The sequence below is a fragment of the Geodermatophilus sabuli genome (assembly GCF_900215145.1).
Lineage (GTDB): Bacteria > Actinomycetota > Actinomycetes > Mycobacteriales > Geodermatophilaceae > Geodermatophilus > Geodermatophilus sabuli.
Genome location: NZ_OBDO01000009.1, coordinates 208,159 through 220,989 on the forward strand (window position 1 = coordinate 208,159; position 12,831 = coordinate 220,989).

General features: G+C 73.0%; 15 protein-coding genes. All 15 read left to right on the plus strand.

The window, feature by feature from the left end:
* Positions 1 to 88: 88 nt before the first annotated feature.
* Positions 89 to 1,219, plus strand: coding sequence for a flagellin N-terminal helical domain-containing protein (locus CRP39_RS19660; protein WP_097208064.1), 1,131 nt, complete (start codon positions 89 to 91; stop codon positions 1,217 to 1,219).
* A 123-nt stretch (positions 1,220 to 1,342) separates the two neighbouring features.
* Entirely contained in the window at positions 1,343 to 2,749 is a 1,407-nt protein-coding gene (gene fliD, locus CRP39_RS19665; protein ID WP_097208065.1) for a flagellar filament capping protein FliD, read from the plus strand.
* A gap of 52 nt (positions 2,750 to 2,801) precedes the next feature.
* Entirely contained in the window at positions 2,802 to 3,188 is a 387-nt protein-coding gene (fliS, locus tag CRP39_RS19670) for a flagellar export chaperone FliS (protein ID WP_097208066.1), read from the plus strand.
* Entirely contained in the window at positions 3,185 to 3,541 is a 357-nt protein-coding gene (locus tag CRP39_RS19675; RefSeq protein WP_097208165.1) for a hypothetical protein, read from the plus strand. Before fliS ends, CRP39_RS19675 begins: the two co-directional genes overlap by 4 nt.
* A gap of 318 nt (positions 3,542 to 3,859) precedes the next feature.
* Entirely contained in the window at positions 3,860 to 4,207 is a 348-nt protein-coding gene (locus tag CRP39_RS19680; RefSeq protein WP_097208067.1) for a flagellar basal body rod protein FlgB, read from the plus strand.
* Between the two features lie 5 nt (positions 4,208 to 4,212).
* Positions 4,213 to 4,614 (plus strand): flagellar basal body rod protein FlgC, encoded by a 402-nt coding sequence (locus CRP39_RS19685; RefSeq protein ID WP_097208166.1) that lies wholly within the window; start codon positions 4,213 to 4,215, stop codon positions 4,612 to 4,614.
* Positions 4,611 to 4,976: a flagellar hook-basal body complex protein FliE gene (fliE, locus tag CRP39_RS19690; protein ID WP_245853982.1), complete on the plus strand. Its 366-nt coding sequence runs from the start codon at positions 4,611 to 4,613 to the stop codon at positions 4,974 to 4,976. The genes CRP39_RS19685 and fliE overlap by 4 nt, the downstream gene beginning before the upstream one ends.
* Positions 4,976 to 6,559 carry a flagellar basal-body MS-ring/collar protein FliF gene (gene fliF, locus CRP39_RS19695; RefSeq protein WP_097208068.1) on the plus strand — a complete coding sequence of 528 codons (1,584 nt, stop codon included), beginning with the start codon at positions 4,976 to 4,978 and terminating at the stop codon, positions 6,557 to 6,559. The genes fliE and fliF overlap by 1 nt, the downstream gene beginning before the upstream one ends.
* A complete protein-coding gene (fliG, locus tag CRP39_RS19700; RefSeq protein WP_172442530.1) occupies positions 6,556 to 7,638 on the plus strand; it encodes a flagellar motor switch protein FliG in 1,083 nt (360 codons plus the stop codon). The genes fliF and fliG overlap by 4 nt, the downstream gene beginning before the upstream one ends.
* Entirely contained in the window at positions 7,622 to 8,383 is a 762-nt protein-coding gene (locus tag CRP39_RS19705) for a FliH/SctL family protein (protein ID WP_097208069.1), read from the plus strand. Before fliG ends, CRP39_RS19705 begins: the two co-directional genes overlap by 17 nt.
* Positions 8,380 to 9,687, plus strand: coding sequence for a FliI/YscN family ATPase (locus CRP39_RS19710; RefSeq protein WP_097208070.1), 1,308 nt, complete (start codon positions 8,380 to 8,382; stop codon positions 9,685 to 9,687). The genes CRP39_RS19705 and CRP39_RS19710 overlap by 4 nt, the downstream gene beginning before the upstream one ends.
* Before the next feature lie 19 nt (positions 9,688 to 9,706).
* Complete coding sequence (locus CRP39_RS19715; RefSeq protein WP_097208071.1) at positions 9,707 to 10,159, plus strand: flagellar export protein FliJ; 453 nt, start codon at positions 9,707 to 9,709, stop codon at positions 10,157 to 10,159.
* Positions 10,147 to 11,097: an NlpC/P60 family protein gene (locus CRP39_RS19720; RefSeq protein WP_097208072.1), complete on the plus strand. Its 951-nt coding sequence runs from the start codon at positions 10,147 to 10,149 to the stop codon at positions 11,095 to 11,097. Before CRP39_RS19715 ends, CRP39_RS19720 begins: the two co-directional genes overlap by 13 nt.
* A complete protein-coding gene (locus tag CRP39_RS19725; RefSeq protein ID WP_097208073.1) occupies positions 11,094 to 12,344 on the plus strand; it encodes a flagellar hook-length control protein FliK in 1,251 nt (416 codons plus the stop codon). Before CRP39_RS19720 ends, CRP39_RS19725 begins: the two co-directional genes overlap by 4 nt.
* Positions 12,345 to 12,362: 18 nt before the next feature.
* Positions 12,363 to 12,788, plus strand: coding sequence for a flagellar hook assembly protein FlgD (locus CRP39_RS19730; protein WP_097208074.1), 426 nt, complete (start codon positions 12,363 to 12,365; stop codon positions 12,786 to 12,788).
* Positions 12,789 to 12,831: the final 43 nt, after the last annotated feature.

Consider the following 12,831-nt stretch of genomic DNA (forward strand, 5'->3'; position numbering starts at 1 on the left):
CTCCAACCGGCCGTAACCACTCATGCACCACCCGCAGCACGGATGCAGCGGGCAACGGGAGAACGACCCGATTCCAAGGAGGAACACAGTGGGTCTCAGCGTCAACACCAACGTCGCGGCACTCAACTCGTACCGCAACCTGTCGGTCACCGACGGCCAGATGAACAAGTCGCTGGAGCGCCTGTCCAGCGGGTTCCGCATCAACCGCGCCGCCGACGACGCGGCCGGCCTGGCCATCTCCGAGGGCCTGCGCTCACAGATCGGTGGCCTCAAGGTCGCCGTCCGCAACACCCAGGACGGCATCTCGGTCGTGCAGACCGCTGAAGGTGCGCTCACCGAGACGCACAGCATCCTCCAGCGCATGCGCGACCTGGCCGTGCAGAGCGCCAACGACACGAACGACAACGCCTCTCGTGACGCCATCAACGCGGAGGCCACCGCGCTCGAGGCCGAGCTGACCCGCATCGCCGAGAAGACGACCTTCAACAACGTCAAGCTGCTCGACGGCAACTACACGGCCAAGTCCTTCCAGGTCGGGTACGCAGCCGGGGACACCATCAGCGTCGACATCGTCTCCACCGGCGCGCAGGGCGTGAAGGCGACCTGGGCCAACGGTGCCGCCAGCACCGCGGCCGCGGTCGCCACGCTCGAGGTCGGCGGGGTCTCCGTCACCACCGGCACCCTGTCGGTCAGCACGGACGCCAACAACATCGCCGACCAGCTGAACAACGACGGCGCGTTCTCGGCGGTCTTCACCGCTTCGGTCACCTCTGCGGGTGGCCTCGAGATCCGTGCCAACGACGCCAGCCTGGCCGACACCGCCATCACCATCACGGGCACCGGCCTCGCCGGCGCCAAGACGGACACGGCCAACGCCACGGGCACCGGCGGCTTCTCCGCCACCGCCCTGGGCGTCGACGTCAACCTGTCGACCAAGGCCGGCGCCAACGCCGCGATCACCGCCCTGGACACCGCGATCAAGGCCGTCTCGACCTCGCGGGCCAACCTGGGTGCGCTGCAGAACCGGTTCGAGCACACCATCAACAACCTCAACGTGACCGCCGAGAACCTGACCGCCTCGGAGTCGCGGATCCGCGACACGGACATGGCCAAGGAGATGACCAACTTCTCCCGCACCCAGATCCTGTCGCAGGCCGGCACCTCGATGCTGGCGCAGGCCAACCAGGCCTCGCAGAGCATCCTCAAGCTGCTGGGCTGATCGAGGAGCACCACCTGAGCAGGACCTAGCACCACCCGGTGAGGGGGGAGGCCCCGGCCTCCCCCCTCACTGCGCTCTCCCCCCACCGCACCACCCGAGCCCCGAGGAGCTGTCTTGGCAGGCATGAGCGTCGGCGGACTGGTGTCCGGCATGGACACCCAGACGATCATCAGCCAGCTGATGCAGATCGAGGCCAATCCGCAGACGCTGCTCAAGCAGCGCCTCTCGGCCACGCAGTCCCAGGCCACCGCCTACCGCGCCCTCAACACGCGTTTCGACGCGTTGCGCAGCGCCGCCGAGGCGCTGACCACCGACGCCAACGCCTGGAAGCCCGCGAAGGCCACCGCCTCTTCGACCACCGTCACCGCGAGCGCCTCCGCGGGCGCCGCGCCGGGGTCGGTGACCTTCACCGTGAACAACGTCGCCACCTCCCACTCGGTGCGCAGCGACAAGATCTGGACGGTCACCGGCACCCAGACCGCGGCCGACCTCGACTACGGCGCGACGACCCTCGACATCACCATGGGTGGCACGACGACCACCCTGGACCTCGATCGCGACGGAAACGGCACCGCCACGCTCGCCGAGGCCGCTGCCGCCATCAACGCCAAGACGGAGCTCGGGCTGACCGCGACAGCGGTCAGGGTCTCCCCCACCGAGTACCGGCTGCAGGTCGCGACCAGCAAGACCGGGGCGAGCTCCGAGTTCACGGTCGGTGCGGCCGGCACCTTCGACCCCGTCACCCAGGGGGCCGACGCCAAGCTGACCGTGGGCACCGGGCCCGGCGCGTTCACCATGACCTCGTCCACCAACACCTTCACCGGGCTGCTGGACGGCACCGTGATCACCGTCAGTGAGCCCGCAGCGGCCGTCACCCTCAAGGTGGCCGCCGATCCCGAGGCCCTCGCGACCAAGGTCGCGGCCCTGGTCAACGCGGCGAACGGCCTGCTGGACTCGATCAGCTCCTACACCGACTACGAGAGCACGTCGGCGGCGCTCAAGGGGGACGCGACCCTGCGTCAACTGTCGGGGCAGATCCTCGACACGGTCGCGCGGGCACTGGGGTCGAACGGGTCGTTGTCCGTCGCAGGGGTGGAGCTCAGCAAGGACGGCCAGCACCTGGACTTCGACAAGGCCACGTTCGTCAGCAAGCTGACCGCCGAACCGGCTCTCGTGCAGGGTCTCTTCACCGGGACGAGCAGGACGAACGGCCCGGACGGAACCGCCGGCACCACGGACGACGTGACCACACCCACCGGTCTCGCCGCCCGTCTCGCGGCGCTGGCCAAGACGGCCTCGGATGACACCACCGGCACGCTGACGCTGCTCGCCAAGGGCAAGGACTCGACCGCCGAGGACCTCCAGGACCGCATCGACGCCTGGGACATCCGCCTCGAGTTGCGGCGCACCACGCTGACCCGGCAGTTCACCGCCATGGAGGTCGCGCTGAGCTCCCTGCAGAACCAGTCGTCCTGGCTGTCGTCGCAGATCAGCAGCCTGCCGTCGTGGAACACCAACTCCAAGAGCTGACGTCCAAGGACCCCGCACCACCCCTGATCCACCCCTGACCCAGGAGTACCCCATGAGTGCCGCCGCCCTGCGCGCCCGTTACCTGGGCGACACGGTCGCCACCGCCTCGCCGCAGCAGCTCCTCGTCATGCTCTACGACCGCCTGGCTCTCGACCTCGAGCGGGCAGAGACCGCGCTGGCCGCCCGCGACCGCGAAGAGGCCAGCGCCCAACTGCAGCACGCCCAGGAGATCGTCTTCGAGCTGCGCAGCAGCCTGCAGGTCGACGTCTGGGAGGGCGGCCCACGCCTGGCTGCGCTCTACACCTGGCTGATCGGCGAGCTCATCCAGGCCAACGTCAAGGCCGATCGCAACCGGGTCGTCTCCTGCCGCCAGGTCGTCGAGCCGCTCCGCGACGCGTGGCGGCAGGCCGCCGTCTCGCTGGCCGCCGCGCCCGCATGACCGCCGACCGCCCCTCCCCCGGTCGGGACGGCGATCCCCACGCGGAGTGGGCGACCGTCCTCGACGAACTGGAGGGCGAGGTCCTCGCCGCCGAGGCGAGCATGGACGCCGAGCGGAACGAGGAGGTCGAGGCCTGGGGACGCCGGTCCGCGGACTGGGTGCCGCCCACCGGTCTCGGCCCCGTCCCGGCCGACCTGCGGGAGCGCGCCGCCCGCCTGCTCCAGCACCAGCTCGCCGTCGCCGAGGCACTGGTCGAGGCGATCATCCAGTCCCGCCGGCAGCGCGACGTCGCCGCCCGCATGACCTACGCCGCGCCGCGGCCCGCAGCCTCCTACATCGACCAGGCCCTCTGACGCCCGGCCCGCCCGAACCCCACCCGCACTCCCCGCCCCCCGCGGTCACCGGTCCCCCGGTGCCGCGGGGGGCGTGGTCGTTCCCCGGACCTGCTCACTCCCAGCAGTCACACCCGCCTCGTTCACACCATCTGCCAACTCCGGCCACTCCCGTGGGCGACATCTGGTCATGCCTGGGACTCGGGATGCCGATGGAGCAGGAGCACGGACAGCACAGCCCCTCGCCACGGATCGGCGGACCCCTCACTCGCTCGCGAGTGTCTTTCCGCGTACCCGGAGGTCGATCGTGTCCTGCCCTGCCCACCTGGCGAGCGCCCGATGATCGGCGACGTCACCTCGACAGTGCTGCACGCCGCCCTGAGCGGGCTGGCCCAGCGGCAGCGCGTCACCTCCGACAACATCGCGAACGTCAACACCCCGGGCTTCCTCGCCGGCCGCGTCGCCTTCGAGTCCGACCTCCGCAGCCAGCTGCGCAACGGGCAGACGCCGACCGTCAGCGGCGGCACCGTCGCACGGTCGCTGGAGCCGACGAACACCAACGGCAACAACGTCAACCTCGACAGCGAGACGATCATCGCCACCGAGACCGGTCTCCGCTACCAGCTGGCCCTCAACGCGCTCGACGGCAAGTACAGCGTCCTGCGCACGGCCCTGCGGACGGCGTGACCGGCGTGTTCGACAGCCTGAACGTCGCCGGCTCCGGCCTCCTCGCCCACCGGAAGTGGCTCGACGCCGTGTCCGACAACGTCTCCAACCTCAACACCGTCACCAGCACCGACGAGGAGGCGTTCCGCGAGCGCTTCGTCGTCGCCCAGGCCGTGGACTACGGCTCCGGTGAGGGCGGGGTGCGCGTCGCCAGTGCCGAGTTCGGCAGCGGCGAGGGCCGGCCGGTCTACGCGCCCGACCACCCGCTGGCCGACGCCGAGGGCTACGTGAAGTACCCCGACATCGACCTCGGTGAGCAGATGACCCAGATGGTCATGGCCCAGCGCGGTTACCAGGCGAACATCGCGACCGTCGAGCGCGCCACGAACGCGTACCAGGCCGCCCTGCAGCTCGGGAAGAACGCGTGACGTCGCCGATCGGGGGCGTCGCGTTCCCCACGATGTCCATGCCGTCGATGTCCATGCCGTCGATGTCCATGCCGTCGATCGGTGCGATCGGTGACGTCGCCGCCACCACCGAGGCGGCCGCCGGCACGCAGTCGGCCACGGGGTCCGGCTTCGCCGGCGTCCTGGCCACCGCGCTGGACCAGCTGCAGACGACGCAGTCGGCGACCAACGACCTGGCCACCCAGGCCGCCACCGGCGACCTGCGGGACGTGCACGACTACATGATCGCGGCCAACGAGGCGAAGCTCGCCACCGAGATGGTCGTGACCGTCAAGAACAAGGCAGTTGAGGCCTTCAACGAGATCATGAGGATGCCGGTCTGATGCCTGCCGCCCTCGCCGGGCCGCTGGAGCGCATCCGCTCCGCGCTGTCCACGATCAGCCTCGGCCAGAAGGTCGTCATCGGCCTCCTGGCCGCGGGGCTGCTCCTCGGTGGGTTCTTCTTCGTCCGGTGGACGACCGCCCCGACGATGGCTCCGCTGTTCTCCAACCTGGCCTCGACCGACGCGTCGGCGATCGTCGACGAGCTCAACGCCGCCGGCGTCGCCTACGAGCTCGCCGACGGCGGCGGCACGATCATGGTCGCCAACGACGCCGTCTACGACCTGCGGCTGTCGATGAGCGGCAAGGGCCTGCCCGCCGGCTCCGACACCGGGTACGCGCTGCTCGAGGAGCAGGGCATCACCACCAGCGAGTTCCAGCAGCAGGTGTCCTACCAGCGTGCCCTCGAGGGCGAGCTGGCCAAGACGCTGGAGGCGCTGGACGGCGTCCGGTCGGCGGTCGTGCACGTGGCCCTGCCCGAGGACGAGGTCTTCGTCTCCGACGAGCAGGAGCCCACCGCCTCGGTGCTGCTGGACCTGGCCCCGGGCACGTCGCTGTCCGGCGGGCAGGTCCAGGCGGTCACCAATCTCGTCTCCTCGAGCATCGAGGGGATGGAGCCCGACCAGGTCACCGTCGCCGACTCCACCGGCACGGTGCTCTCGGCGCCGGGCCAGGGCGTGACCTCGGCCGCCGGTGACGCCCGCTCGCAGCTGGAGCAGGAGTACGAGGACCGGCTGGCCAGCAACGCCCAGGTGATCCTCGACCGGGTGCTCGGCCCGGGCAACGCCCAGGTGTCGGTGCGCGCCGACCTGGACCTCAACCAGCGCGACACCACCTCGAAGACCTACACGTACGAGGAGGGCACGCCACCGGTCTCGGAGAGCACCAGCACCGAGGAGTACACCGGCACCGGCGCCACCGTCGGTGGCGTGCTCGGTCCGGAGAACACCGCCGACGCCGGCGGGAACGGCGAGTCGACCTACAACAAGGAGTCGACGACGTCCAACAACGCCGTCGGCGAGACCGTCGAGACCGTCCAGGGCGCACCGGGGGCGATCAACCGGCTGACCGTCTCGGTGGTCATGGACCAGGCGGTCGCGGGCAACCTCAACCAGAACCAGGTCCAGGACCTCATCGGCAACGCCGTCGGCCTGAACGAGGCCCGCGGGGACGACATCACCGTCGCCTCGATGGCCTTCGACACGACCGCTGCCGACCGGGCCGCCGCCGAGCTGGAGGCCGCCGAGGAGGCGGAGAGGCAGGCCCAGCTCTGGTCGATGATCAAGACCGGCGGCATCGCGCTGGGCATCGCCCTGCTGGTGCTCATCGTCTGGCTGCGCTCGCGCCGCAACCGGGAGGACGACGAGGACTACGAGGAGCTCGGGCTGCCCGACGACGTGCTCGCCGAGCTGGACCGGATCCGCATCGAGAGCACCCGCGAGATCCCGGTCGACAACGCCCGGGCCGAGCTCGAGGCCGCGGAGCGGCAACGGGTGCGCGGCGAGATCGCCACCATGGTCAGTGAGAAGCCCGACGAGGTCGCGGCGATGCTCCGCGGCTGGTTGAGCGAGGGGAGCAGGTCGTGACGCTGGCCAGCGTGGAGCAGATGGTCGGGATCTCCCCGGCCGCCCAGACCGCCGCCCTGCCGGCGGTGCGGCAGGCCCCGGACATGCCGGGGATCCGCAAGGCCGCGGTGTTCATCGCGCAGCTGAGCAAGGAGGAGGCCGGCAACCTGCTGGCCAAGATGCGCCCGCGCGAGGTCGAGCAGATCACCCGCGAGCTCATGAAGCTGGGCACGGTGGAGCCCGACGACGTCGACGGGGTCCTCGACGAGTTCCACCACCTCATGACCGCCCAGCGCTTCGTGGGCCGGGGCGGGCTGGACTTCGCCCGCGAGGTCCTCGCCGCCGGCCTCGGGGAGGACAAGGCGGAGGGCATCCTGTCCCGGTTGAACGTCGTCTACTCCGAGGTGCCGTTCTCCTCGCTGCGCAACGCCGACGTCCGTCAGCTGGTGACCTTCCTGAAGGACGAGCACCCGCAGACGATCGCGCTGGTGCTGGCGCACCTGACCGCGGCGCAGTCGGCCGAGGTGCTGTCCGGGTTCGCCCCGGAGCAGCAGGCCGCGGTCGCGCACCGCATCGCGACCATGGACCGCACCTCCCCGGAGATGGTGCGGCTGGTCGAGGAGGAGCTCGGCCGCCGCATGGGGTCGCTGCTCGCGCACCAGGACATGAGCACCGTGGGTGGCGTCGAGACCCTCGTGGAGATCATCAACCGCTCCCCGCGCCCGACCGAGCGGTCGATCCTCGAGTGGCTGGACGCCACCGACCCGGACCTGGCCGACCAGGTCCGGTCCCAGATGTTCGTCTTCGAGGACATCGTCACCATCGACGACCGGTCGCTGCAGCTGGTGCTGCGCGAGGTGGAGGCCAACGACCTGGCCACCGCGCTCAAGGGCGTCCGGCCCGACGTCCGGGACAAGGTGGTCCGCAACCTCTCCGAGCGGGCCGCGGAGAACCTCGCCGAGGAGATCGAGCTGCTCGGCCCGGTCCGGACCCGCACCGTCGAGGAGTCCCAGGCCAAGGTCGTCGGGATCATCCGCACCCTCGAGGAGCAGGGCGTGCTGACCATCTCGCGTGGCGGGGACGATGAGTTCGTCGCGTGACGACGGCAGCCCGCGGGAGAGCGCGCTGCTGCGGGGGGCCTCCGCCGCGGCGGCGGCGCCGTACCGCGGCACCGTGCCCCCGCCGCGCGAGGCCCCGCCCCCGGTCGAGCGACGGACGACGATCCGCCGGGCCGCCGACATGCCGGTGCCGGCCAACCGCCCCTCCTTCCGGCTGGGCGACGTCTATGCCGAGGAGCTCGCCCGGCTGCGCGAGCACGCCCGCCGCGAGGGGTACGCCGCCGGCCACGCCGAGGGTGTCCAGGCGGCCGGCGCGGTCGTCGCCGAGGCCGAGCGGGCCGCCGAGGCGCGCCTGGCCGAGGTCCAGGCCCGCTGGGAGCGCCGCCTGGTGTCGGCCACGGCAGCCCTGGGCGCGGCGGTCGACCAGCTGGAGGAGGCCGCCGTCCCGGTGGCCGAGGACGTGCGCGACTCGGTCATCTCCATCGTGCTGACCCTCGTCGAGGACCTGCTCTGCCGGGAGCTGGCCATCGCCGACTCCCCCGCGCTCGACGCGCTCCGGCGGGCGCTGACCCTGTGTCCCGCCGAGGCGCCGACCGTCGTCCGGCTGCACCCGGACGACCTCGCCGAGATCCCCGAGGAGGCGCTCGTCGCACTGCCCGACACCGTGCGGGTCGTCGGTGACCTCTCGGTGGAGCGGGCCGGCGCGGTCGCCGAGACCGGCCCCTCCCGCGTCGACGCCCAGCTGGGCAGCGCGCTCGAGCGGGTCCGGGCGGTGCTCGCCCCGTGAGCGGGCTCGGGCTGCTCGACCGCGCCCGGGCCGCCGCCCGGCCGCAGGTCACCGGCCAGGTGGTGGGGGCGATGGGCCTCACCCTCTCCGTCGAGGGCATCGTCGCCTCCGTCGGCGACCTGGTGGAGGTCAACCCCGGCCCCCGCGGGTTGCTCGCGGAGGTGGTGGCGGTCACCCGCGACCGGCTGACCTGCATGCCGCTCGGCGAGCTCTCCGGCGTGCACGCCGGCGCCCGGGTGCGCGCCACCGGCATGCCGCTGCAGGTCCCGGTCGGCGAGGCGCTGCTCGGCCGCGTCCTCGACGGCCTGGGCCGGCCGGTGGACGGCGGCCCGCCCCTGGAGGGCGGGCTGGAGTTCGTCGACCTGGTCAGCGAGACCCCGCACCCGCTGGCGCGCAGCCGCGTGCAGGAGCCGCTCACCTTCGGCGTCCGCGCCCTGGACACGCTCGTCCCCTGCGGCAAGGGTCAGCGGCTGGGCATCTTCGCCGGCTCCGGCGTGGGCAAGTCGACGCTGCTGTCCCAGATCACCCGCGGGACCGACGCCGACATCCGGGTCATCGGTCTGATCGGTGAGCGTGGCCGCGAGGTCAAGGAGTTCCTCGAGGAGAACCTCGGCCCCGAGGGCATGGCGCGCACCGTCGTCGTCGTCGCCACCTCCGACGAGCCGCCGCTGGTGCGGCTCAAGGCGGCGTTCGTCGCCACCCGGATCGCGGAGGGCTTCCGGGACCAGGGCCGCGACGTACTGCTGCTCATGGACTCCATCACCCGGACGGCGATGGCCCAGCGCGAGGTGGGCCTCTCCGCCGGGGAGCCGCCCGCCACCCGCGGCTACCCGCCGAGCGTCTTCGCGATGATGCCCAGGCTGCTGGAGAAGGCCGGCACCGCCGCCACCGGGTCGATCACCGGCCTGTACACGGTGCTCGTCGACGGCGACGACCACAACGAGCCGATCGCCGACACCGCCCGTTCCATCCTCGACGGCCACATCGTGCTGACCCGCAAGCTCGCCACCGCGGGGCACTTCCCGGCCATCGACGTCCTGGAGTCGATCTCTCGCGTGGCCGGCGCCGTCGTCCCGCCACCGCAGATGACCGACGCCCGCGAGGTCCGGCGGCTGATGGGCGCGCTGCGCGACGTCAAGGAGCTCATCGAGATCGGCGCCTACCAGGCCGGCAGCGACCCGCTGGTCGACCGTGCCCGGCAGCTGGCCCCGGCGATCGAGGCGTTCCTGCAGCAGCCGACCGGCGAGCTGACCCCGGCCCCGGAGTCGTGGGCGTGGCTCAACCGGATCGTGAGCGCGGCGTGACGCTCCCCCGGTCCACCCGGTGAAACGGGGACGGTTCCGCCTGCAGCCGGTGCTCGAGGTCCGGCGGGTCGAGGAGCGCGCCGCTGCCCTGGCCGCCGCCGAGGCGGCCCGCGCGGCCGCCGACGCCGACCGCCGGGCCGCCGAGGCCGAACGCGCCGTCGCCGCCACCGTGCCGACCGGGGCCGTGAGCTCCGGCGTCTTCCGCGCCGGGATGGTGCTCGCCCGGGTGGCGGCCGAGGACGCCGCGGCCGCCCGCGCGCTGGCGACCGCCTCCGCCGAGCAGGCCGAGCTGGTGCGCGCTGCCTGGACGGCGGCGGCGCAGCGGACCAAGGGACTGGAGCGGTTGCGCGAACGTCACCTCCAGGCGGTCCGACTGGCCGAGCAGGCTGCCGAGGAGAGGACCGTGGACGACCTCGTGACCGGCCGATCGGGCCGCCGCACCCCCGCCGGGGAGGTGCCGTGGACGGGCTGATGGCCGTACAGGCCCGGATCAGCGAGATCCAGACGCGGTTCGCCGTCCCCGTGCAGGTCTCGACCGGCAGCGCGTGGGCGGCGGCGGCCTCGGCCGCCGGGCTCAGCGGCACCGGCTCGACGTCGGCCGCCGCCACTGGCTCGGCCGGCGCCGCCTCGGAGCAGGCGGTGGTCGCGGAGGCGCAGAAGTACCTGGGTGTCCCCTACCTGTGGGGCGGGACGGACCCGGCGAAGGGCCTGGACTGCTCCGGCTTCACCAAGCTCGTCTTCGGCAACCTCGGGATCGACCTGCCCCGCACCTCCTCCCAGCAGGCCACCGCCGGCACCGCCGTGGCCTCGCTGACCGACGCCCGCCCCGGCGACCTGGTGTTCTTCGACCACTCCTCCCGTCCCGGCATCGACCACGTGGGCGTCTACATCGGCGACGGGAAGATGATCGCCGCGCCGCAGGAGGGCGAGACGGTCAAGGTGCAGTCGGTGGGGAACCCCACCGTCATCCGCCGGGTCCTGCCGGAGCAGGCCGTGGCGGCGGTCTCGGTGTCCCCCGGCGCCGCGCTGTCCGGCGTCCCCTACGCCGACCTGTTCACGCGGGCCGGCAACCGGCACGGCGTCGACCCGGCGCTGCTCGCGGCGGTGGCCTCGAAGGAGTCCGGCTTCAACGCCTCGGCGGTCTCGCCGGCCGGCGCCCAGGGCCTCATGCAGTTCATGCCGGCCACCGCGGCCGGGCTCGGGGTGGACCCGTTCGACCCGGCCTCTGCGGTCGACGGCGCGGCCCGCTACCTGAGCCAGCTGACCGGCCGGTTCGGCTCGACCGAGCTGGGGCTGGCCGCCTACAACGCCGGGCCGGGAACGGTGAGCCGCCACGGCGGCATCCCGCCCTACCCGGAGACCCAGGACTACGTCCGGTCCGTGATGAGCAAGGCGGCGACGTACCGATGACAGTTCCCGTGATGCCGGCGGCGCCTCCGGCCGTCCCCGGCGCCGGCACCGCAGCGGCCGACCCGGCCGCCGGGCAGGAGTTCGCCTCCGCCCTGGACGACGCGGTCGCCGGCAACCCGGGCCGCGGCCGGGACGACGCGCCCGCGGCCGAGGCCACTCCCGACGACGAGACGACCACCGCCCCCACCGACGCGCCTCCGGCCGACGCCACGGTGCCCGCGGTGACGGGGATGCCCCCAGCCCTGTGGCTGCTGCTGCACGGCGGGGCGACCACCCCCGCGGAGGGGACCGCCTCTGGCGCGGCCGACGGCACCGCGGTGTCGGCCACCAGCTCGACTGCGCCCGGCGCCCCGGCCGTCCCGGCCGTCCCGGCTGCTGGAGTCCCCGGTGCCGCCGTCCCGGCGGAGTCCCTCGGCGGCGCCCCGGTGCTGCCCGGCCCGGCTCCGACCGGCAGCCCCGCTGTCCCGGAGCCCGCGGCGCGGTCCACCACCGTCGCCACGCCGATCCCCGCGATCCCGGCGGACGGGACCGGCCCACTGCCGGGGCTCACCGTTGTCCCCGCGCCCCCCGCCGCCACCGACGGCGCGCCGACCCCCACGTCGGCCACGACGGGCCCCGGCGCCACCGCACCCGGCCCACCGCCGGCCGACACCGCGTCGACCGGCACGGGCACCGGCGCCGGCGCGGATCCCGGGCAGGACTCCCCCGCGCCGGCCGCACCGACGCCCACGAGCCCGACGCCTCCCGGTCCCGTGCCGGTCCCGACGATCGTTGCGCCGCAGGCGGCGGCCGCCCCGGCCGGCGCCGTACCGCCTGTCGCCACCCAGGTCGCCTCGCACGTCGCCGTCCTGCGCACCGCACCCGACGGCGTGCACACGATGACCGTCGTCCTGACGCCGGAGACCCTCGGTCAGGTCGAGGTGCAGGTGACCCTCCAGCACGGCGCGGTCGACCTCACCCTGCGCGGCGCCACCGAGGCGGGGCGGAACGCCCTCCTCGACGCCCTCCCGGAACTGCGCCGGGACCTGCAGAACGCCGGCCTGAACTGCACCAACGCCTCGGTCGACCGCGGACCGGGCAACGGCTGGGCCGCCGCCCAGCAGCACGCCTTCGGCGACCGCAACGGGGGTCAGGACCGCGGCGACGGCCGCCCCCGGCCGTGGTCACGGGCCGGCGACCCCGGTGGGGGCCGCCCGGCCCCCACCGCCCTTCCCTCCACGTCCACCGGCGTGGACGTCCGCGTCTGAGAACGGAGAACGGCGACCATGCCCGACGCAGTCAGCAGCGCCGGGGCGGCTCACACCCCGCCCTCGACGACGGTGGACCGGCCCGACCAGATGGGGAAGGACACCTTCCTCAAGCTCCTGGTGGCCCAGCTGCGCTACCAGGACCCGTCCAACCCGGCCGACAGCAGCCAGATGATGTCGCAGACCGCGACCTTCAGCCAGGTCGAGAAGCTCGAGCAGATGGTCGAGCAGAACGCCTCACTGCTCGCGCTGCAGCGGTCCAGCAGCGCCGGCGCGCTGGTCGGCCGGACCATCACCTACACCGACACGACCGGTGCCAGCGCGTCCGGGGTCGTCACCTCCGTCCGGCTCGGCACCGACAGCGCCGACGCCGTCGCGATGATCGGCTCGACTCCCGTCGAGATGGGCCGCATCACCGAGATCGCCCAGACCACCACGTCCTGACCCGCCCGGTCGGTTTCCGCGGAAACCGTCGTCCCTGAGGAGT

What these genes read in the sequence shown, in the direction of transcription:
- fliD (WP_097208065.1), top strand. Translation starts at nt 1,343, where the DNA reads ATGAGCGTCGGCGGACTGGTGTCCGGCATGGACACCCAGACGATCATC.
- fliS (WP_097208066.1), top strand. Translation starts at nt 2,802, where the DNA reads ATGAGTGCCGCCGCCCTGCGCGCCCGTTACCTGGGCGACACGGTCGCC.
- CRP39_RS19675 (WP_097208165.1), top strand. Translation starts at nt 3,185, where the DNA reads ATGACCGCCGACCGCCCCTCCCCCGGTCGGGACGGCGATCCCCACGCG.
- CRP39_RS19680 (WP_097208067.1), top strand. Translation starts at nt 3,860, where the DNA reads ATGATCGGCGACGTCACCTCGACAGTGCTGCACGCCGCCCTGAGCGGG.
- fliF (WP_097208068.1), top strand. Translation starts at nt 4,976, where the DNA reads ATGCCTGCCGCCCTCGCCGGGCCGCTGGAGCGCATCCGCTCCGCGCTG.
- CRP39_RS19705 (WP_097208069.1), top strand. Translation starts at nt 7,622, where the DNA reads ATGAGTTCGTCGCGTGACGACGGCAGCCCGCGGGAGAGCGCGCTGCTG.
- CRP39_RS19725 (WP_097208073.1), top strand. Translation starts at nt 11,094, where the DNA reads ATGACAGTTCCCGTGATGCCGGCGGCGCCTCCGGCCGTCCCCGGCGCC.
- CRP39_RS19730 (WP_097208074.1), top strand. Translation starts at nt 12,363, where the DNA reads ATGCCCGACGCAGTCAGCAGCGCCGGGGCGGCTCACACCCCGCCCTCG.